The following is a 19,626-nucleotide window of genomic DNA, read 5'->3' as shown; positions in this document are numbered from 1 at the left end:
CGTACGGGTCAGACCTTCGCCTTGCCGAGAATCCGGTTCACTGTTGTGCCGCATACCGGACACTTGCCCTTGGCCATGTTCATGCCGGTCTTCGAGACCTCCACGTGCCCCTCGAAGTCCCGCTTCTCCTTGCACTTCACGCAGTAACCGTTGTAGGTCTGGGCCTGGTCGGCCACGGTGCCCTCCTCGTCTCGTCCGCCGGTCAATACGGTTCCGGCGGAATGCCCGGCGGCGGACCTCGCGGGGCGCCGGCGCTGGGGCTTACTCCACGGCCACCTTCGTGACCGCTGGTTCGCGGACCCTACCCAGGTCTGGGCAGTTCCATGTCAGCTGTGCATCGTCACTGTGAGCAAGTCGACGTCGAGAGTGTGCATGGCGAATTAGGTCGGATAAGTCAGTTTGGCGGGGACACGCCGACCAAACCCTCACAGCCACCCCTGCGGGTGCCCCCGCGGCAGCGTCGAGCGCGGTGATCACCTACGGTGGAGGGGCGGAACGCGCGGTGCCGCCGTCGGCGTACACGGTGGGTGACGAGACGGCTTGATGGCACTTCGGCGGTGGTCCGGTCAAGAAATTTTCGGGACGCCGGGCGACCAATCACCATTTTTTGGGCGCGTGTCGCGCGGTTGACTCTTGCGGACCCCTGGTCAGTACGCATTAGCTTTCCCTCGTGACACGTAGCCGAGGCTGCGCGGCCCAGTGATGGCGGGGACGCGTAAGCCGGTCGTCGAGGTACGGCGCAGCCAGCGTCGGCGACGCACGGTGTCTGCGTACCGTGACGGTGAGCGTGTCGTCGTTCTCATCCCGGACCAGTTCTCCCGGGCCGAGGAGAGCGAGTGGGTCGACCGCATGTTGGCCCGGCTCGCCGCCCGCGAGGGTCGACTCGCCCGCTCCGACGACGAACTCGTCGCTCGGGCCAACCGGTTGATCGACCTCTACCTCGGCGGTTACGGCGAGAAGGCCGTGCCGGCCAGCGTCCGATGGGTCACCAACCAGAACGGCCGCTGGGGCTCGTGCACCCCCGCCGACCGCAGCATCCGCATCTCACACCGCGTGCAGGACATGCCCGACTGGGTGATCGATTACGTGCTGCTGCACGAGTTGACCCACCTCATCGTGCCCAGCCACAACGCCCGGTTCTGGGCGCTCGTCGGCCGGTACCCCAAGTCGGAGCGTGCACGCGGCTACCTGGAGGGCGTCGCCGCCGCATCCTGCGCCCCCGTCCCCAGCTGACCCCGCCCCCCGGGCCCAGCCCAGCCGGTGACCCTGCCCCGGCCTGGGAGGCTTGCCCGGCCTGGGGGGCTTGCCCGGCCTGGGGGGCTTGCCTGGCCGGCGGGGCTTGCCCGGCCTGGGGGGGCTTGCTCGGCCTTGATCGACTCCACATCGCCGATGTTGGGGTGTCCTGGCGTCGGGATGCCCCGACATCGCCGATGTGGAGTCGATCACCGGGCCTGCCGGCTGACTGGCCCGTCTGGGCTGGCGCGGTGCGGCGGGTCTGAGGCGTGGGGCTCGGCGTGCGTGGGGCTCGGCGAGGTGGGCTCGGCGGGCCCGGTCAGGTGGGCCCGGCGGGGTGGGTCAGGCGGTGGGTCGGGGCGCTAGGGTCGGGTCATGGCGCGGCGGGTGGTGGTGGTCATGTTCGGGCCGGTGCGGTGGTCGCCGCCGGGGATCGACCTGGCGGAGTGGCGGGCGGCGCTCGCCGAGGATGTCATCGACCTGGTCGCGACCCTCAACGAGGTGGACGTGGCCGTCGCCGTGACCCCGGCAGACCGTCCGCTGGCGGACGCGCTGGTCTGGCCCGGCACCGCCGTCCACGAGGTGCCCGAGCCGACGCCGAACGCGGTGTTCGCCACGCTGGACGGCTACGACCAGGCGGCGGTGCTCGTGGGTGACGTGCCCGACCTGCCCGCGCTGACCGTCGGCAAGCTGTTGCGCCCGCTCACCACCCGGTCGGTCGCCGTCGCCCCTGCCGAGGGCGGCGGCCCGGGTCTGCTCGGAGTGGCCGTACGGCTGCCCGTGCCGCAGTGGTTGCCCCCGCTCGACTTTGACACCGCAGTGCCGGCCGACGCCCGGGTCGGCGCCCCCAGGCAGGGGACGTCGCCGTCACGGCCGGCTGGCGACGCCAGCGTGGCCCGGCCGACCTCGCCGCGCTGGACCCGGCCTTCGAAGGCTGGGAGGCCACCCGCTCGCTGCTGTCGGGCTCAGGCCGCCCCGCCTGATCGGCCTGCTGGTCGGCCCGCCTGGTCGGCCCGCCGTCGCCGTGCCTGGTTGCCCCGCCTAGTCGCCGCGCTGTCGACGCGTCGGCCGCCCCGCGGGGCTGTCGCGGGCGTGATCCACTCGGGTTCCCGGAAAGCGCGGCGTCCAGCCCGTGCGGACAGCCCGCCTTCCGGGAAGCCGAGTGGATCATCAAGCCGCGCCGGGCGCGTGCCGGATGCCCGAGCCGCGCCGGGCGTGTGCCGGACGCCCGAGCCGCGCCGGATGCCCGAGCCGCGCCGGGCGTGTGCCGGACGCCCGAGCCGCGCCGGATGCCCGAGCCGCGCCGGGCGCGTGCCGGACGCCCGAGCCGCGCCGGATGCCCGAGCCGCGCCGGGCGCGTGCCGGATGCCCGAGCCGCGCCGGATGTCCGAGCCGCGCCGGGCGCGTGCCGGACGCCCTGGCCGTGCCGGACGCCCGGCCTGGCCGCGTCAGCTCTTGGCGCCGCCGTCCGTCCCGCCGTCGCTGTCGTCGTCCGTGCCGCTGTCGTCGTCGGACTCGCCCGGCGCCTTCTCGTGCGCGCCGCCCGGGGCGGTGAAGTCGAAGCTGTCCAGCTCGCTCAGGTCCATGTCGTTCATCGCGAACGCCACCGGGTCGGCGAAGTCGTCGTCCGAGGGGAGGAGATCCGGGTGACCCCAGACGGCGTCCCGGCCCTCGATGCCGCGGTGCTGGGTGAGCGCCGCCCACAGGGCCGCCGCCTCGCGTAGCCGGCGGGGGCGCAGCTCCAGGCCGACGAGCGCCGCGAAGGTCTGCTCGGCCGGGCCACCGGCGGCCCGGCGGCGGCGGAACGCCTCGCCCAGCCGTACGACGTTGGGCAGCCGGTCGCTGGCGGCGCTGTCCACCACGTGGCACACCCAGCCCTCGACCAGGGCCAATGCGGTCTCCAGGCGGGCCAGTGAGGCCTTCTGGGCCGGGCTGTCCTCGGGGGTGAAGATGCCTTCCAGGGCGATCGCCTGCATCGACTCCGGGTCGGTCGGGTCGACCCGGCCCATCGCCTCCTCGATCGCCTCCCGGTTGACCCGGATGCCCGAGGCGTACATCTCCACGGCGCTGAGCACGTGCCCGCGCAGCCACGGAACGTGCTGGAACAGCCGCTGGTGGGCGGCCTCACGCAGCGCCACGTAGAGGCGTACCTCGTCCTCGGGAAGTTCCAGGCCCTCGCCGTACGCGCGGATGTTGGCCGGAATCAGCGCGGCCGTGCCGGCCGGGCCGAGCGGCAGCCCGATGTCGCCGGCGGAGAGCACCTCCGCGGCGAGCGAGCCGAGGGCCTGCCCGAGCTGGCCGCCGAAGAGCGCGCCACCGAGGGTGGCCACCATCGACTGCATCGGGCCGAGCTGGGCGCGCGCCTCCGGCGGCACCAGGTCACCCATCGCGCCGACCATCCGGCTGGCCACCGGGTCGCAGAGCTTGCGCCACACGTCGAGCGTCTTGAAGATCCACTCGTTGCGGTTCCAGGCGACCGGGGACTGGATGCCGGACGGCCACGACGTGGCCGGCTCCAACCACAGGTCGGCCAGGCGCAACGCCTCCTCGACGGCGTTGCGCTCGTACGGCGACACGGCCGGATCACCGGCGGCGGCGAGCTGGCTGGCCGCTACCTGCCGGGCCAGGTCCCAGTTGACCGGACCGCTGCCCGGCGCCGAGAGCAGGTGCTGCAACTGCGACATGAACTGCTGCATCTGCGCGGGATCGTTGGGGTCTGGTGGTTGCCCACCCGGGAGCGCGAAACCGAACGGAATATCAGGCACGACCTCTACGGTACGCGGGCCGCGCCCCAGGTAGTCGCCGCTGGCGTTGCGCTGAGGGCGAAGTCGTGTGACGCATCCGTCGGACCGGCCGGTGGCGATCGGTACGCTCTGGCGCATGAGACGTCGTGGCCTGACGGTCCTGCTCGGTGCCCTGTTCACCGCCCTGCTGAGTATCGGGGTGCTCCGGGTGCCGATTCCGTACGTGGTGCTCGGCCCGGGCCCGACCGTCAACACCCTCGGCACGGCCGACGGTAAGGAGGTCATCCAGGTCACCGGTCGGGATACCTCCACGTCGGCGGGCCAGCTGCGGCTGACGACGGTGGGGGTGCAGCCGACGGTGCGGCTCCGCTCGGCGATCGCCGGCTGGTTCTCCGACGACGAGGCGGTGGTGCCGCGCGAGCTGGTCTACCCGCCGGGGGAGTCGACCGAGCAGGTCGAGCAGCGCAACGCCGAGGACTTCAAGGTGTCGCAGACCAGCGCCGAGACCGCCGCGCTGCGGGAACTGGGCTTCCCGGTGCAGGTGGTGATCAAGACGGTCGCGGCGGACGGCCCGTCCGCCGGGGCGCTCAAGGTCGGCGACGTGGTCACCTCGGTCGACGGTCAGCCGGTGCCGGTGGCCGCCAAGGTCACCGAGTTGATCCGGGCCAAGCCGGCGGGTACGGCGCTGACCATCGGTTACACCCGCGACGGCACGCCGGCCACCGCGACGGTGACCAGCCGGGAGCAGGACGGTCGGCCGCGGATCGGTGTCGAGATCGACCAGCAGCAGCCGCACCCGTTCACGCTCGGCATCGACCTGGAGGACATCGGCGGGCCGAGCGCCGGTCTGATGTTCGCCCTGGGCATCGTGGACAAGCTGACCCCGGCCGACCTCACCGGCGGAAAGGTCATCGCGGGCACCGGCACCATCGACGACGAGGGCACGGTCGGTCCGATCGGCGGAATCGCCCAGAAGCTGGTCGGCGCGAAGCGGGCGGGGGCCAAGGTCTTCCTGGTGCCGGCCGACAACTGCGCCGAGGCGGTCCGTAACCCGCAGCCCGACCTGCCGTTGCTGAAGGTGGGTTCGCTGGACGAGGCACTGACCGCGTTGGAGACGCTGCGCGCGGGTGGTCAGCCGACCCGCTGCTGACCCGTGTGACCGTGCCCCGACACGCTCAGGAACACCCCGTACTCTGGGTGCCTGATCGGAGCCGATCACATCGAGCGTGCGGAGCCAACAGTGGTAATGCGTAGCAGCAGCCCTCTGCCGAGGATGAGCCGGCGCGGCCGGGTCACCATCGCCGTCCTGGTCGGGGTGTTCGTGCTCTTCACCCTGCTCGGTTGGGGCGTCCAGGCCTGGACCGACTGGCTCTGGTTCGACGAGGTGCGCTACACCGAGGTCTTCACCGGTGTGCTCGTCACCCGGCTGCTGCTCTTCGCCGTCATCGGCCTCGGCATGGCGGTGGTCGTCGGCGGCAACCTGTGGCTGGCGTACCGGCTGCGACCGCGACTGCGACCGCATTCGGCGGAGCAGGCCACGCTGGAGCGCTACCGGATGGCGCTCAGCCCGCGTCTCGGCACCTGGATCGCGTTGATCGCCGCCGTGATCGGCCTCTTCGCCGGGCTGTCCGCCCAGAGTCGGTGGGACCAGTGGCTGCTGTTCCGCAACGGTGGTGACTTCGGTGCCGTCGACCCGGAGTTCGGGGTGGACATCGGCTTCTACGTCTTCCAGCTCCCGTTCTGGCGCTACCTGCTCGGTGTCGGCTTCACCGCCGTGGTGCTGGCGCTGATCGGCGCGCTGGCGGTGCACTACCTCTTCGGCGGGGTCCGCCTCCAGGGCGTCGGGGACCGCATGAGCAACGCGGCGCGGGCGCACCTGAGCAGTCTCGTCGCGGTGTTCGTCCTGCTCAAGGCCCTCGCGTACGTGCTGGACCGGCGGGCGATGCTGCTCGAGTACAACGAGGGCGCCAAGCTGTACGGCGCCGGCTACGCGGACGTCAACGCGCTGCTGACGGCGAAGGAGATCCTGGCGTACATCTCGGTCGTCGTGGCCATCGCGATCGTCGTGTTCTCCAACGCCTGGATGCGCAACCTGGTGTGGCCGGGCATCTCGCTCGCCCTGCTGGGCGTCTCCGCGGTGGCGATCGGCGGCATCTACCCCTGGGCGGTGCAGACCTTCGAGGTGAAGCCGAGCGCCAAGGACAAGGAGGCGCCGTACATCCAGCGCAGCATCGACGCGACGCGGGCGGCGTTCGGGTTGGGCAACACCGAGACCACCCCGTACGCGGCGAGCAACCTCACCCCACCGGCGAACCTGGCCACCGACACGTCAGTCGTGTCCAACGTGCGCCTGCTCGACCCGCAGTTGGTCAGCGAGACGTACACCCAGCTCCAGCAGGTCCGGGGCTTCTACGACTTCGGCCCCAAGCTGGACATCGACCGGTACGGGGTGAACGGCAAGACGTCCGACTACGTCGTCGGCGTCCGCGAGATCAACTACGGCGAGTTGACCGACCAGCAGAACACCTGGATCAACCGGCACACCGTCTACACCCACGGGTACGGCCTGGTGGCCGCCCCGGCGAACCAGGTGGTGTGCGGCGGGCAGCCGTTCTTCGTCTCCGGCTTCCTCGGCGAGCGGACCCAGGAGGCGTGCTCCTCGCAGACCGAGCAGATCCCCGCCAAGCAGCCGCGCATCTACTACGGCGAGCGGATGGCCGCCGACGACTACGCGATCGTCGGGCAGTCCGACCCGAACAAGAAGGCCGAGTTCGACAGGCCCGTCGGTGAGGGCGGCGGCGAGTCCTACACCTACACCGGCGAGGGCGGCGTCAAGCTCGATTCCTTCTCGCGACGGCTCCTCTACGCCATCAAGGAGCAGGAGTCGAACTTCCTGCTCTCCGAGGCGGTCAACAAGGACTCCAAGCTGCTGTACGTGCGCAACCCGCGGGACCGGGTCGAGAAGGTCGCGCCCTTCCTCACGCTGGACGGTGACCCGTACCCGGCGGTGGTCGACGGTCGGGTGCAGTGGATCGTCGACGGCTACACGACGGCCGCCACCTTCCCGTACGCCGAGCGCGTCAACCTTCAGGTCGAGACGACCGACGAGCTGACCAACCGGGGCACCTTCCAACTGGCCCGGGAGAACGTCAACTACATGCGCAACTCGGTGAAGGCCACCGTCGACGCGTACGACGGCACCGTGACGCTCTACGAGTACGACGACACCGACCCGGTGCTCAAGGCGTGGAACAAGGCGTTCGGCGGTGACCTGATCAAGCCGAAGGCGGACATCCCGGTCGAGTTGACCGAGCACCTGCGCTACCCGGCGGACATGTTCAAGGTGCAGCGCAACCTGCTCACCAAGTTCCACGTGACCAACCCGGGTGACTTCTACTCCGCGCAGGACTTCTGGCAGGTGCCGAACGTGCCGGACGCGCCGGACAGTGGGCAGAAGCAGCCGCCGTACTACCTGTTCACCCAGTTCCCCGGGCAGGAGAGCCCCCGGTTCCAGCTCACCTCGGCGGTCACCCCGAACGGCCGGCAGAACCTGGCCGCGCTGATCTCCGGGTCGTACGTCGACGGGAAACCCCGACTCGAGGTGCTGGAGTTGCCGGACCAGACCCGGATCTCCGGGCCGGTGCAGGTGCACCAGCAGATGACCAACAACGCGAACATCCGTCAGCAGCTCAACCTGCTCTCCAGCAATCAGGCGCAGGTGCAGTACGGCAACCTGCTGTCGCTGCCCTTCGCCGACGGGATGCTCTACGTCGAGCCGGTCTACGTGAAGAGCAACCAGCAGGACGCGTACCCGCTGTTGCAGAAGGTGCTGCTCTCCTACGGTGACGGCGGCTCGTTCGTGGCGCTCGCCGACAACATCAACGACGGCATCAAGCAGTTGGTCGATCAGGGTAAGAAGGCCGGGCAGGGCACCTCGCCGCCGCCCACCACGGGTGGCAACCCGACCAGCCCGTCGCCGGGCGCGACGCCGAGTGCGACCCCGAGCGCGACCCCGACGCCGGGCGGCACCGCCCCGCCGGCCGGCGATCTGGCCGTCGCCGCGGACCGGGTGCAGTCCGCCATCACGGAGGTCCGCGCCGCGCAGACCTCCGGGGACTTCGAGCGGTACGGCCGCGCGCTCAAGGCGTTGGACGAGGCGTTGACCGCGTTCCAGCAGGCGCAGCAGGCGAGCGGCGGCGCGCCCCGCCGTCCGGCACCCCGAGCGCCACGCCGGGCGGCTGACCAGCCGCTCGTCCGGCACACCGGAGCCCTCGACGTCGGACCCCCGGGTCCGGACGTCGGGGGCTCCGTCGCATCCGTTCCGAATGCCGGCCTGTCGCCTCTCCGACACGTTTTGTCCAGCCGGCCCGCAACCCCGGCCGGCCCCCTGCCGTCCTTGATGCATCGGGGCGCGGACAAGGGGGCAGTCGTGAGGGACGCACAGAGCTTCGACGATTTCTACCGGGGCACCGTCCGGCGGATGATCCGCTACGGCTACGCGGTGACCGGTGACCACACCGAGGCGCAGGACGTCGTGCAGGAGGCGTTCGCGCGGGCGTGGCGGCAGTGGGGGCGGCTCGCCGAGCACCCGGCGCCCGAGGCGTGGCTGCGACTGGTGGTCTCCCGGTTGGCGAACGACCGGTGGCGGCACCTGCACCGTCGGCGGCTCCTGCTGAGCCGCAGCGGTCCGCCGCCGACCGCGCCCCCTCCGGGCGAGGACGGGGTGCTGCTCGTGGGCGCGCTCCGCCAACTGCCGGCCGCGCAGCGACAGGCGCTGGCTCTGCACTACCTCTTCGACATGTCGGTCGAGGAGATCGCCCGGGAGGCCGACGTGCCGGTCGGCACCGTCAAGTCCTGGTTGTCCCGCGGCCGGTGCCGGCTGGCCGTCCTGCTGCCCGACGTCCACATCGACGAACTGGAGGCGAACGATGTCCGCTGAACTCTCCGACCTGTACCGATCGCTCACCGTCGCCGCTGACGACATGACGGTGGCACATCCCGAGGTGGTCCGGCGGCACGCCGACCGGCGGGCCCGCGTGCGAGCCGCAGGTAGCGCGCTGGCGGTCGCGGTGCTGCTCGGTGGAGCCGCCGTCGGTGGACGCCTGGTGTTTCCCGTGGACGGATCCGCGCCGCTGCCGCCACCGGCCGACACGCCGGGCCCGCCGTCGGTCGCGGGCAGTTCCACGCCCACGCCGTCGGCGTCCGCGCCGCCCACGCCGCAATCGTCGTCTCCGACGCCGTCGCACACCACCGCAGCGGGTACGCGGCCGGTCGCGCCCACCGGCCAGGCGACCGCCCACGCGCCCACCTCGATCCCGGACCGGGCCTTCTTCGTCCTGGCGGCCGCCAACCGGACCGGTCTGGAATCGACCGCCGCCGGGCCGGTCCTGCCGACGCTGTGCGGCACCCGGTACGCCAGCGAGTCGGCGGTGGTGCAGCGCCGCGCCCGGTCGATCGCCTACAAGCGGCCGGAGACCCCGGCGGGGCACGTGCCGGACGGCAGTTACCGGCACAGCATCACCATCTACCGTCCGGGCCGCGCCGACGACGCGCTGCGGGAGCTGCGGCAGGCCGTGCGCGCCTGCCCCGAGCAGAAGATGCCCGACGACACCAGGGTCTGGCGGCAGCGACTCCTGGACCCGGGGGCGTACGGCGACGAGTCGGTGCTGTTCGAGCTGCGCGCCCCGTACCCGACGGGCATGGGTGACCCGGGCGCGTACGAGGTGCGGCTGGTCCGGATGGTCCGGGTCGACGACGTGGTGACGGTGCTCTGGGAGCAGGGCTGGGAGTACACCGCCGCCGAGCGCGCCCAGGTGGACGCCGACAGTCGGCGTGCGGTGGCGGCGATCGAGAACTGGCTGGGCTGACGGCGGTATCGGAGTCGCTTTGCGGTGCCCCGGGTCGGTGCGCTACGGTTAGCGAGCCGACGCGGGGTGGAGCAGCTCGGTAGCTCGCTGGGCTCATAACCCAGAGGTCGCAGGTTCAAATCCTGTCCCCGCTACGAGAGAGAAAGCCCGTCTCCGATCTTCCGGAGGCGGGCTTTCGTCATCGGCGCGTCCGCTCGCGCGATGGCCCGGCGGTGACCCCCGCTGATCATCGCCGGGACGCGTGGGTTAAGCTTTAACAGCCGACGCGGGGTGGAGCAGCTCGGTAGCTCGCTGGGCTCATAACCCAGAGGTCGCAGGTTCAAATCCTGTCCCCGCTACCACGAGGTACGTCAAGAACCCGGTCCCCTGAGGGGACCGGGTTCTGTCGTTCCGGTCGACGTCGCCGCCAGCGCGGGCGGGGGCCGGCGCGAACCGGCCCCCGCGCACATGTCACCGCAGGCCGAAGGCCCGCATGACGGTCTGGGTGACGCCACCGCCGTTGCGCTGCTTGGCGGTGACCCGGATCGACACGTACCCGGCCCGGCCCGGCGCGTTCAGGGCCGCCGTCCAGGCGCCCTCGCGCTCCTTGAGGCTCTGCCGTTGCCAGGTGCGTCCGTCGTCGTACGACACCTCGAGGCCGAGCGAGGAGACGCCGTCCTTCGCGGCCGTGCTGCCGACCACCACCGGGGTGATGGTCAGGTCGTTCCGGCGCGGCGCGCGACCCGCGAGGTCCACGTCCGTGCCGTAGTCCAACTGGACCAGCGGCATCGCCTGTACGTCCGTGCCAGTGACAGCGCCGGAGAAGAAGGTCCAGTCGGTACGCGTGCTCGACGAGTACGGGCTGAACTCCGGCTTGGTCTCCGTCTCGACGACCAGCCGGTACGGTGACCGCTCCGCCGGCAGATCACCGGCGAACAGCTCCGGCCAGTTCTCGAACTGCACCAGTTGCCGGTCGCCCTGGTAGAACGAGATTCGTTGCAGCATGGCGGCCCCGCCGCTGTGCGCGGATCCTCCGTCGCCGAACCCCTGGATGTAGGCGCTGATCCCGAACTCGCCCCGGAACGGGATGTCGTACGTCAGCAGGCGTGGCCGCGTGATGGGCCCGAACCAGCGGTCCTTCTGCACGCTGCCCGGCCGGTAGGCGATCTCATCCGTGTACGACCGCCCCCAGTCGAGCACATCAGCGAACTGCTTCCACCGGACGCCGTCGCCGGCGGAGACCCAGTCGGTACGCGGTCCCGGGGCCACCGGCTGGAAGCGGAACCCGCGAGCGGCCGCCCACTCGTACGGCGGGAAGTCCGTCCGGGTCTCGGCGGCCTGCTGCCCGGGCGGCGGGGCGAACACCAGGTCGATCCGGGCGAGGTGTTTCGGGTCGGTCTTGGGCGACGGGTCGACGGGTACGCCGCCACGGTGGTAGTCGACCAGGTCGTAGAGGTATCGCGACGCGGGGTGGGCGGTGACGGTGAGGCGTACCCCCTTGCGGCCGGCGGCGGTGATCTTGCCGATCAGGCTCTCGCCCTCGCCCCCGATCAGTGACGCGACCGGGAGCGGCCCGTTCGTCGTACCGTCGGATTCGCCATACCACTCGCTGGCGCGGCCCTCGCCGTCGTTGACGACCAGGAGCAGCGCCGCGCCGGCGGCGGTCGCCGCCTTGACCCGGTCCGACGGGGAGACGGCGTCGTCGCGCCGGACGACGACGGCCTTGCCGCGGGCCGGGACCCCGGCGTAGTCCGCCGTCGCGCCGGTGCCGGCGAAGACGGCGTCCAGGCGCGTGGTGCCGTCGGTCAGCGGGCGGGCGCCCGGCTGGGCGAGTGGGTCACCGGTACGACGGCCGTCGTGGCTGATCTCCAGTGGCGTCTGCTCCGCCCGGATCCGGGTGGTGAAGACGAAGCTGCCCTGCCGCACCGCGCCCCTGGTGGGGAGCGCCCACAGACTGTCGTAGGTGGCGCCGGGCCAGAACGTCTCGCGCAGGGCGCTCGAGTCGCTGGGCGTCGGCTCGCGCGAGGTGAACGAGCGGTAGACGTCGATGCGGCTGTTGGTGACGGCGGTCGGCTGCGCTGTCGCCACCTTCACCTGACGGGCCGCCGAGGCGTCGAGTACGACGACCCGGTTGGTCGTCAGCTCGACCTCGGGCACGGTCAGCATCGCGAGGCCGAGGGAGCCGTCGCCGTGCAGGCCCTCGACGTCGACCGCGCCGACCACGGTGTAGGAGCCGGGGGCCCATCGGCTGACGAGTTTGCCATCCCGTACCCACATGAAGGTGGAGACGCCGTCGGCGCTGACGATCTCGACCTCGCCGCTCATCGGCCGGCCGTCGCGGTCCCTCAGGTGGATCGTGAGGTCGTACTTCCTGGACTCCACCGCGATCCCGACGGCCGTGTGCACGACGCCGGCCGCGTGGCGGGCGGTGACCCGGGCGGAGTACCGGCCGGCGGTCAGCGCCTTCGGGTCCACCACGACGTCGACCGTCGAGGTGCCCCCCGCCGGCACCGTCACCTGGCCGGCACCGACCGCGAACGTCGTGGCGGGGGCGTCGGCACCCTCGACGGCGAGCGCCAAGGTGATGGCGCTGTCCGTGGTGTTGGTGTAGGTGATCTTCCGGGTGATCGGCTTCGGCTGGGCGCCGGGCGACCACGGGACGAGTCCGGCGTCGACCGACCCGGTCGCGATGATCTGGTCCTGGTGGTAGGCGGCGGCCACGTTCACCCGACCACTACCGGCCCGGTAGGCGCTGTAGTCGGGCGTGGGCACGCTGGTGCCCATGAGGGCGTCCTTGATCTGGCCGGCGCTCCAGGCGGGGTGCTTCTGCGCCAGCAGGGCGGCGGCTCCGGCGACGTGCGGCGCCGCCATCGAGGTGCCGCTGTCCAGACGGTAGAAGCCCTCGCCCCACTCGATGTGCTGCGAGCGCGCCGCCAGCACGTCGACGCCGGGGGCGGTCAGGTCGGGCTTGAGGCCGTCGTCGATCATCCGGGGCCCGGCGCTGGAGAAGTCGGCCAGGTGGTCGGTGGCGTCCACCGCGCCGATGGTGAGCGCGGCGTCCGCGGTCCCGGGCGCGCCCAGGGTGTACGGGACCGGGCCGCTGTTGCCGGCCGAGACGACGAAGAGCGCGCCGGTCTCGGCGGTCAGTTGGTTGACGGACTGGCTCAGTGGATCGTCCTGGCTGTGCCACGCGCTGACGCCCAGGCTCATGTTGATCACCTTGGCGTGTTCGGTCCGTGCCGCCCACTCCATGCCGGCGATGATCCCGGAGATCGAGCCGCTTCCGAAGTCGTCGAGGACCTTGCCGATCACCAGGTCGGCGTCGGGGGCGACGCCCCGCTCCCGACCATCCGACGCGGCGCCCGTCCCGGCGACCGTGGAGGCCGTGTGGGTGCCGTGCCCGTTACGGTCGATGACATCCTGGCCAGGGATGAAGCTTCGGGACGCCACGATCCGGTTCACCAGGTCCGGGTGGGTCGTGTCCACTCCGGTGTCCAGCACGGCCACCCGTACGCCGGCGCCCGTCCCGCCGGCGGCCCAGGCTGCCGGAGCGCCGATCTGAGCGGTGGTGTCGGCGAGGGCGGCCTTCGCCCTGCCATCGAGCCACACCTTGTCGATGCCGGCCGTGAAGGAGGGCGTCGCGGTGTCGGCGGCGCGGGCCGTCGACGCGGTCCCGCCGGACTGGCGGCCGCCGGTGAGGGCCGACCAGAAGTCGGCGGCCCGGGGGCGGTGGGCGCGGATCGCCTGGCCACGGACGGAGGGCAGGTCCAACGTGGTCTCCGCGCCCGGCAGGTCGGTGCGGCTCCGCAGCGCCGCCGAGCCCGCGGTGCGGGTGACGACCAGGGGGAGCGCGTCAGCTCGCGCGTCGTCGAAGCCCTGGGCGACGAGTTGGGTGACGTCGAAGAGCTGCTTGTCGAGGCGACCCGTGGCCAGGTACGGCAACGCCTCGTCCGGGTACACGTAGGTGTCGCCGCCCTCGGTGGCGATGCGTACGGCGCCGGTGGCGCCCGGGGCGCGGACGACGTCCACCGTGGGCGTCGTGCCGTCGCGCCCGGGGGTCAGAGTCACCCGGTCACCGGTGACGAGCGTGACCGTCACGGGTGCCGCCGGGGCGTCAGCCGCCCGGCCCGGCGGCGCCGTCGGGGGTGGGAACGCCGGAGCGCCGTGGGCCGTCGTCGGGGTGACGAGAGCGGCGACGAGGGTGACGCCTACCGCTGCTGTCGCAGATCTTCGGGTGAGAGAGAGCCGCACGGTGCCTCCTGAGATGACCAGTTGCCGAATCCGATCATCCGGATGGATCGATGTAAAGATCATCTCTTTTACCGTGTGGTTGCGGGCGCATTGCGCGGCCAGCCGTGCCCGGTCCCGTGAATTTGGCGTTTACCGCCGTGCCGAGGTTGCGCCCTTCGGCGAGGATGGGCGCATGTCTTCCTTCGGCAAGTGGTGGGGCCGGCTCAGCGCGGTCCTCGGTGCGGTCGTCCTGGCGGTCTTCGTGCCGGTCGCGGCCTGGGCGTCCACGGGGACCGGCGAGGTCGTGATGGAGGCGGCGCGGCGGCGCCGGGGCGGCGGCGGCTTCGGCTTCCTCGGTCTGCTCTGCTGCCTCGTGGTGGTGGCGATCATCGTGTTCCTGGTGCTGCGTCTCACACGTAACCGTCGCGGCGGCCCGCCGCGCTGATCCGTCGCGCCCACGGGTCGAGGCGCGGCCCGTCGCGCTGACGACCCGGGCTCAGCCCGCCAGGGCGCCGATGGCCTGGGACAGGAAGCGGGCGGTGGCCTCCCGGGTGCCGTCCCGCTTCACCCGGACCCGCTCGGCGGCGGTGACCAGCAGGGTGCGTACCTTGGCGTGGCCCCTCGGCGGCGGTGACGGCGCCGGTCCGAGCTGGTCGGCCAGGCTCTCGCCGAGAGCGGCGGCGCGCTGCTGGGCCGGGTCGGTGATGCTGCCCTGGGTGTACCGGCGAACGGCGAGGCTGGGGTTGAGGCCCCGCTCGTGGCCGAGGACCGTGCCGGCCTCGCCGTTGGTGGTCAAAAAGTTGATCACGTCGGCCACGGTGTCCGCGTGACGGGTGCCCCGGAAGCCGGCCCAGTACATCGACGCGCGGGCCCACTGGGCACCCGGCGGCCCCGGGAAGCCCACCACGCCCAGCTCGGAGTCGGTGAGTCGTTGCAGCTCCGGCAGTTGGTGGGACCAGGCGAAGGACGCGGCCGTCAACCCGGTGACCACCGGCTGCCGGGACGGCTCCCCGCTGTCGGCCTGCTCGACGAGGGCCGCGCCCGGCGTCGCCCGACCGGCGCGGGCCCGCTGCCACAGCTCGAACCAGGCGATCAGCTCGTCGGCGCCGAAGCCCAGCTCGCGATCCCGGTAGAACTCGCCACCCTGGGACCGGAGCCAGAGCCAGAGGGCGCGGTAGTCGCCGGACGCGTCCATTGTGCCGGCCACCTGGCCGTCGCTGGCCTCGGTGACCAGCTGTGCCCACGCGATGTAGTCCGCCCAGGACATTCCGCCGCGCGGTTCGGGCACCTGCAGCTCGCGCAGCAGGTCCCGGTTGAAGACCACGGCGGCGAGGGTCTGCCCGGCCGCGACCCCCGTCGTCCGCCCGTCCACCGTGCCGTACCGGACCAGACCCTCCGGCAGGCCACGCAGGTCCAGTCGGTGATCGGCGATCGGCTGGCTCAGGTCGAGCGTGATCTGGCGTTGGGTGTACTCGGCCAGCATCGAGTCGTCGAGCTGGATCAGGTCCGGGACGTTCCCGCCGGCCGCCTGGGTGGCCAGCCGCTCGTAGTAGCCGTCGGCGCCCTGCCAGGTCACCCGGAAGGTGACCCCCGGGTTGCGCTCGGAGTACAGCCGGAGGACCTTCTCCGTCAGCTCGGCCCGCTTCGCCCCGCCCCACCAGAAGACCGACAGTTCGACCGGGCCGTTCCCGGTCGAGGTGTCGGCGCCGTCGCTGCACCCGGCCAGTCCACCGGTGGCCAACAGGGGAGCGCCGAACAGCGCGGTGAGCACCCGGCGTCGGCCCGGGTCGGCGCCAAACCGGTCGATCGGGGGACGAACAGCGGGCACGGGGTCTCCTGGCACCGACGGACGGGGTCGGACCATTCACGCAGGCGGCGCAGGAGGGTGTCAACGTCCGTCCGGTCACCCCGGCCGGCCCGTGGGCCCAGGGGTGGCCGGACCGACCCGGCGGCGTCACGTGGTGTACTAGGGCACGTGGAACTTCTGCACTCGGGCAAGGTCCGGGACGTGTACGCCGACGGCGACGACCTGATCCTGGTCGCGTCGGATCGCATCTCGATCTACGACGTGCCGTTGCCGACACCGATCCCGGACAAGGGTCGACTGCTCACCGCGCTCTCGTTGTGGTGGTTCGAGCAGCTCGCCGACCTGGTGCCGAACCACGTCATCTCGGCCACCGACGTGCCGGCCGAGTTCGCCGGCCGGGCGATCCGCTGCCAGCGGCTCGACATGGTCCCCGTCGAGTGTGTCGCCCGCGGCTACCTCACCGGCGGCGGCCTGCGCGAGTACGAGCGCACCGGAACGGTCTCCGGCGTACCGCTGCCCCGGGGGCTCGTCGAGGCGTCGATCCTGCCCGAGCCGATCTTCACCCCGTCGAGCAAGGCGCCGGCCGGCGAGCACGACGAGCCGATCACGTACGACGACGTGGTGGCCAAGGTGGGCCAGGAGACCGCCGAGCGGCTGCGGCAGATCACCCTCGACATCTACCGGCGCGGGGCCGAACTGGCCGCCGACCGGGGCATCCTGATCGCCGACACCAAGATCGAACTGGGCTGGGCGCCGGACGGCACCCTGGTGCTCGCCGACGAGCTGCTGACCTCCGACTCGTCGCGGTTCTGGCCCGCCGAGTCGTACCAGCCGGGCCGCGTGCAGTTCTCCTACGACAAGCAGTACGTGCGGGACTGGGCCACCGGTAGCGGCTGGAACAAGCTGCCGCCCGCGCCGGACGTACCCGCCGAGGTCGTCGAGGCGACCCGGGCCCGCTACGTCGAGGTGTACGAGAAGCTCACCGGCAACCGCTGGGAGTGACCGCTCGGCCTGGGGCCCTCAGTGGTTCCAGGCGTCGTTCCCGAACAACCGCGACCACAGGTTGTCGACCACGCCCGAAGTGCCGTAGACGGTGTCCCCGTCGCCGTCCGTGCCGGCGGGCGCGACCTGGGTGCCGCCTCCGTAGACCAGGTAGCCCGGGCCGGTCGGGGAACCGGCCGAGTGCCGGGCGCCGCTGTGGATGCCGTACCCCACGAAGTCGCGCTCCCACTTGGACAGGAACCCGGCGGCCACGTTGTCGAGCCCGTCGACGCTGGCCTGGACCAGGTCCTTCAGCACTCCGACATCACCGCTGCCCAGGTGGGCGCCGACGTCGAACGCGGCCGCGCCCGCGATGGCCGCCGCACCGCCGGTGGCGACCGCCTCGGCCATCGTCTCGATCCCCTTGAGGAAGCTGAGCGCCGAGGCGGCGAACGAGTTCGCCGTCGCCAGGGCGGACGCCGCAGCCGGTGCGCCGACGACGGTTGCCCCGGCCGCCGCGATGAAGGCGGCGAAGACCGCCAGGATGGTGGACACCACCGCGTACGCCACGACGAGGCAGAGTAGGGCGGCTCCGACGCAGAGCATGGTGACGCCTACGGTGACCGTGAGAACCTGGGTGCCGACGATCTGCGTTCCGTACGCGTTGATGTGCACCCCGAACGCTTCGCGGTCCTTGCCGCTCCACTGGGCCGCGGTCAGGGTCGCGAGGGCGTCGTCGAGGTTGCCGTGGGCGGTGCCGAGTTGGTCGTACATGGCCAACCAGTCGCCGCCCTTGCGCATGATCGTCTCGGGGTCGCACTGGTTGAAGTAGACGATCTGGGCGATCGGCCAGGCGGCGGGGATGACCGCGGCGGCCAGGCTGATCTCCGTCATCGCGAGTTTCGCGGCGGCTGCGGGGTAGGTGGGGTCTGCCATGTCGGTCTCCGGCGTCCTCAGCGGGGAGCGATGGTGCTGGCGGTCTCGGCGGCCTCCCAGTTGTCCGCCGTACGGCCCAACCGGGACCGGACCTCAGCGAGGTGCTCGCGCTTGGCGCGCAACTGCTCCTCGACGAACTCGACGGCGCCCACGTAGGCGACCGCGAGCTGCGGCACCACCGACGTGAAGTTGCTGTGTTCGATGGCGCGGGCGGACTCCAGCAGCTCGGCGCAGGCGTCGAGAGGCGGGCCGACCTCGCGCTCGATCGTCTCGCCGAGCGCACGGATCGCCGGCGGGTCAACCTCGATCATCGACTCTCCCCGTGTACGTGATCGATGTTCATGGTGCCGGAGCGCGGACAGCCTAACAGGATCATGGATGGGCGTGAGTGCCCGTCGCTGGTAACCTGCGAACCATGGCAGCCGGACGTTCCGCGTCGACGCCCCCCGAGGACTATCTGACCCGGATGGCCCGCCGACCGCGCTGGCAGCGGGTTATGGTGCCGATCCTCATGCTCCTGGTCCTCCTGGTGCTGCCCATCGGCCTCGGCCGCAACCTGATCGGCGCCGAGCGGGTGAGCATCCAGGTCGAGTCCTGTGACAACGGTGGTCCCAAGGGGACCCAGCGGTGCCGGGGCACCTGGAACATGTCCGACGGCAGGGTGGTCAGCGGCCCGGTGGGCGGCGGCTCGTTTCACACCGGCGACCGGGTCGACGGCTGGGCCAACGGCGACCGGGCCACCGCCAGCCTGATGGCCTGGCTCATCGCCCCGCTGATGGTGGGCGCGGTCCTGTTGGCGGTGACGGTGGCGCTCGCCGTCGTCTTCCTGCGGGCGGGCGTGCAGCGGGTGCGGCGCGGCCGCTGACCCGCTCCCGGGCCGGCGCCCCTCAGACCCCCAGTTGGCGCCGCAGTCGTTCCAGCATCTCCGTGCTCTCCCGGAGCGGCCCGCTGACCATGTCGTTGAGCTGCGCCAGCTTCGCCTGCGCTGCCGCCGGGTCGTGGAGCACCGCCGCGGGGCCGGCCGGACCACCCACCTCACGCATCACCTCGTTGGTCGCCCGTGCCAGGTCGGCCCGCGCCTCGCGCAGGAGGCCGGCGACCAGCTCCGACAACTCGGCGGCGGGCAGCCGCAGGGCCCGTGGGTCGATGTGTAGTTCCCGGGCCGGGTCGTCGGCGGTGCAGGTGACGCGCACCAACCCGTTCTCGCTCTCGGCGTGACCGGTCAACCCGGTCAACCGTTCGCGCAGCTCCTCGCCGCGGCTCAACTGCTCGCGCATCCGCGCCGACAGTTGCGCCATCACGTCCGGATTCGGTGTGCCGCCGATGGGCCCGCTCATCGTGTCCCTCCCGCTGTCGTCGATGTGACCGGCCGACGGTACCCACCACGGTCCACCCATGGGGGGCAGACCACTGTGGAGCGCGGATCAGCCCAGGCTCACGAAGATCCCGACGCCGACCAGCAGCACGGTCACGCTGACGGTGAGCAGCGAGACGAACGGGACGAGCACCGAGGACCTTCCGACGATGCTCGGTGACTCGACGAGGATCCGGTTCGGACGCTCGGGTTCGTACACCACGGTGACCGGCCCGGGCGCGGCCGAGAGCGGGGTCTGCCGGAAGCGCCCCGGCGTCGCGGTCACCTCGGTCCCGTCGGCCAGTCGGTACCGCACCACGGGGTAGTAGGTGCGGGGCCCGTTCCCCCGGGTGACCGGACGCAGCTCCACCACCTCACCCGGCGTCCGTACGCCCCGGCGCAGCAGACCGAGGTCGCGCCGGAAGCGCACGAGGGCGTACGCCATTCCGGCCAGGCCGAGGCCCGCCAGGATCGCCAGGACCACCTGCGGCATGA

Annotated in this window: 15 protein-coding genes, 2 tRNA genes and 2 pseudogenes; 11 read left to right on the top strand and 8 right to left on the bottom strand. The window is 71.9% G+C overall.

Going from position 1 to position 19,626, the window contains the following annotated elements; all coding sequences use genetic code 11:
* Positions 1 to 8: 8 nt before the first annotated feature.
* Positions 9 to 176 (bottom strand): DUF5679 domain-containing protein, encoded by a 168-nt coding sequence (locus tag ACQP0N_RS28045; protein WP_007464795.1) that lies wholly within the window; start codon positions 174 to 176, stop codon positions 9 to 11.
* Positions 177 to 702: 526 nt separating this feature from the next.
* Here ACQP0N_RS28045 and ACQP0N_RS28040 point away from each other — a divergent pair.
* Both ACQP0N_RS28040 and ACQP0N_RS28035 read left to right on the top strand, forming a co-directional pair.
* Positions 703 to 1,233 carry a M48 metallopeptidase family protein gene (locus ACQP0N_RS28040; RefSeq protein ID WP_433115312.1) on the top strand — a complete coding sequence of 177 codons (531 nt, stop codon included), beginning with the start codon at positions 703 to 705 and terminating at the stop codon, positions 1,231 to 1,233.
* Between the two features lie 375 nt (positions 1,234 to 1,608).
* A pseudogene (locus tag ACQP0N_RS28035) lies at positions 1,609 to 2,216 on the top strand (hypothetical protein).
* Between the two features lie 465 nt (positions 2,217 to 2,681).
* On the opposite strand, the gene ACQP0N_RS28030 reads toward ACQP0N_RS28035, so the two are convergent.
* Positions 2,682 to 3,998 carry a zinc-dependent metalloprotease gene (locus ACQP0N_RS28030; RefSeq protein WP_433115310.1) on the bottom strand — a complete coding sequence of 439 codons (1,317 nt, stop codon included), beginning with the start codon at positions 3,996 to 3,998 and terminating at the stop codon, positions 2,682 to 2,684.
* Positions 3,999 to 4,113: 115 nt separating this feature from the next.
* Here ACQP0N_RS28030 and ACQP0N_RS28025 point away from each other — a divergent pair, with 115 nt between their 5' ends.
* From ACQP0N_RS28025 to ACQP0N_RS28000, 6 genes and pseudogenes are all read left to right on the top strand, one after another.
* Complete coding sequence (locus tag ACQP0N_RS28025) at positions 4,114 to 5,127, top strand: YlbL family protein (protein WP_433115308.1); 1,014 nt, start codon at positions 4,114 to 4,116, stop codon at positions 5,125 to 5,127.
* 96 nt (positions 5,128 to 5,223) lie between these two features.
* Positions 5,224 to 8,219: pseudogene (locus ACQP0N_RS28020) on the top strand (UPF0182 family membrane protein).
* 187 nt (positions 8,220 to 8,406) lie between these two features.
* A complete protein-coding gene (locus ACQP0N_RS28015) occupies positions 8,407 to 8,916 on the top strand; it encodes a SigE family RNA polymerase sigma factor (protein WP_355050561.1) in 510 nt (169 codons plus the stop codon).
* Positions 8,906 to 9,844 (top strand): hypothetical protein, encoded by a 939-nt coding sequence (locus tag ACQP0N_RS28010; RefSeq protein WP_433115305.1) that lies wholly within the window; start codon positions 8,906 to 8,908, stop codon positions 9,842 to 9,844. Before ACQP0N_RS28015 ends, ACQP0N_RS28010 begins: the two co-directional genes overlap by 11 nt.
* A 60-nt stretch (positions 9,845 to 9,904) precedes the next feature.
* A tRNA-Met gene (locus ACQP0N_RS28005) sits at positions 9,905 to 9,978 on the top strand.
* A 130-nt stretch (positions 9,979 to 10,108) separates the two neighbouring features.
* A tRNA-Met gene (locus ACQP0N_RS28000) sits at positions 10,109 to 10,185 on the top strand.
* A 109-nt stretch (positions 10,186 to 10,294) separates the two neighbouring features.
* Here ACQP0N_RS28000 and ACQP0N_RS27995 read toward each other — a convergent pair.
* A complete protein-coding gene (locus ACQP0N_RS27995) occupies positions 10,295 to 14,074 on the bottom strand; it encodes a S8 family serine peptidase (RefSeq protein WP_433115303.1) in 3,780 nt (1,259 codons plus the stop codon).
* Between the two features lie 172 nt (positions 14,075 to 14,246).
* Here ACQP0N_RS27995 and ACQP0N_RS27990 point away from each other — a divergent pair, with 172 nt between their 5' ends.
* The gene (locus ACQP0N_RS27990; RefSeq protein ID WP_355050558.1) at positions 14,247 to 14,498 is read left to right on the top strand and encodes a hypothetical protein; all 252 of its coding nucleotides are present in this window, start codon (positions 14,247 to 14,249) and stop codon (positions 14,496 to 14,498) included.
* 51 nt (positions 14,499 to 14,549) lie between these two features.
* Here the strand turns inward: ACQP0N_RS27990 and ACQP0N_RS27985 are convergent, their stop codons facing one another.
* Positions 14,550 to 15,881, bottom strand: coding sequence for an ABC transporter substrate-binding protein (locus ACQP0N_RS27985; RefSeq protein ID WP_433115301.1), 1,332 nt, complete (start codon positions 15,879 to 15,881; stop codon positions 14,550 to 14,552).
* Positions 15,882 to 16,028: 147 nt separating this feature from the next.
* Between ACQP0N_RS27985 and ACQP0N_RS27980 the strand changes: the two genes are divergently transcribed.
* Complete coding sequence (locus ACQP0N_RS27980; RefSeq protein ID WP_355050556.1) at positions 16,029 to 16,862, top strand: phosphoribosylaminoimidazolesuccinocarboxamide synthase; 834 nt, start codon at positions 16,029 to 16,031, stop codon at positions 16,860 to 16,862.
* 18 nt (positions 16,863 to 16,880) lie between these two features.
* Here ACQP0N_RS27980 and ACQP0N_RS27975 read toward each other — a convergent pair whose 3' ends face one another.
* Together ACQP0N_RS27975 and ACQP0N_RS27970 are read right to left on the bottom strand one after the other, a co-directional pair.
* Complete coding sequence (locus ACQP0N_RS27975; protein ID WP_433115299.1) at positions 16,881 to 17,777, bottom strand: hypothetical protein; 897 nt, start codon at positions 17,775 to 17,777, stop codon at positions 16,881 to 16,883.
* A 17-nt stretch (positions 17,778 to 17,794) separates the two neighbouring features.
* On the bottom strand, positions 17,795 to 18,088 hold the full coding sequence (locus tag ACQP0N_RS27970; RefSeq protein WP_355050554.1) for a hypothetical protein: 294 nt from the start codon (positions 18,086 to 18,088) through the stop codon (positions 17,795 to 17,797).
* Between the two features lie 104 nt (positions 18,089 to 18,192).
* Here ACQP0N_RS27970 and ACQP0N_RS27965 point away from each other — a divergent pair, with 104 nt between their 5' ends.
* Positions 18,193 to 18,642 carry a hypothetical protein gene (locus ACQP0N_RS27965; protein WP_355050553.1) on the top strand — a complete coding sequence of 150 codons (450 nt, stop codon included), beginning with the start codon at positions 18,193 to 18,195 and terminating at the stop codon, positions 18,640 to 18,642.
* Between the two features lie 22 nt (positions 18,643 to 18,664).
* On the opposite strand, the gene ACQP0N_RS27960 is transcribed toward ACQP0N_RS27965, so the two are convergent.
* The gene (locus tag ACQP0N_RS27960; RefSeq protein WP_433115297.1) at positions 18,665 to 19,114 is read right to left on the bottom strand and encodes a YbaB/EbfC family nucleoid-associated protein; all 450 of its coding nucleotides are present in this window, start codon (positions 19,112 to 19,114) and stop codon (positions 18,665 to 18,667) included.
* A gap of 87 nt (positions 19,115 to 19,201) precedes the next feature.
* The gene (locus ACQP0N_RS27955; protein ID WP_355050551.1) at positions 19,202 to 19,624 is read right to left on the bottom strand and encodes a DUF3592 domain-containing protein; all 423 of its coding nucleotides are present in this window, start codon (positions 19,622 to 19,624) and stop codon (positions 19,202 to 19,204) included.
* Between the last annotated feature and the right edge of the window lie 2 nt (positions 19,625 to 19,626).

This window comes from Micromonospora sp. CA-246542 (assembly GCF_050942905.1).
Lineage (GTDB): Bacteria > Actinomycetota > Actinomycetes > Mycobacteriales > Micromonosporaceae > Micromonospora.
Note: the sequence above shows the minus strand (reverse complement) of the source record. Positions and strands in the feature narration are given on the sequence as shown.

Excerpts from the sequence above, each read along its gene's own strand:
- ACQP0N_RS28040 (WP_433115312.1), top strand. The coding sequence starts at position 703 with ATGGCGGGGACGCGTAAGCCGGTCGTCGAGGTACGGCGCAGCCAGCGT.
- ACQP0N_RS28025 (WP_433115308.1), top strand. The coding sequence starts at position 4,114 with ATGAGACGTCGTGGCCTGACGGTCCTGCTCGGTGCCCTGTTCACCGCC.
- ACQP0N_RS28010 (WP_433115305.1), top strand. The coding sequence starts at position 8,906 with ATGTCCGCTGAACTCTCCGACCTGTACCGATCGCTCACCGTCGCCGCT.
- ACQP0N_RS27990 (WP_355050558.1), top strand. The coding sequence starts at position 14,247 with ATGTCTTCCTTCGGCAAGTGGTGGGGCCGGCTCAGCGCGGTCCTCGGT.
- ACQP0N_RS27975 (WP_433115299.1), bottom strand. The coding sequence starts at position 17,777 with ATGGCAGACCCCACCTACCCCGCAGCCGCCGCGAAACTCGCGATGACG.
- ACQP0N_RS27970 (WP_355050554.1), bottom strand. The coding sequence starts at position 18,088 with ATGATCGAGGTTGACCCGCCGGCGATCCGTGCGCTCGGCGAGACGATC.
- ACQP0N_RS27965 (WP_355050553.1), top strand. The coding sequence starts at position 18,193 with ATGGCAGCCGGACGTTCCGCGTCGACGCCCCCCGAGGACTATCTGACC.
- ACQP0N_RS27960 (WP_433115297.1), bottom strand. The coding sequence starts at position 19,114 with ATGAGCGGGCCCATCGGCGGCACACCGAATCCGGACGTGATGGCGCAA.
- ACQP0N_RS27955 (WP_355050551.1), bottom strand. The coding sequence starts at position 19,624 with ATGCCGCAGGTGGTCCTGGCGATCCTGGCGGGCCTCGGCCTGGCCGGA.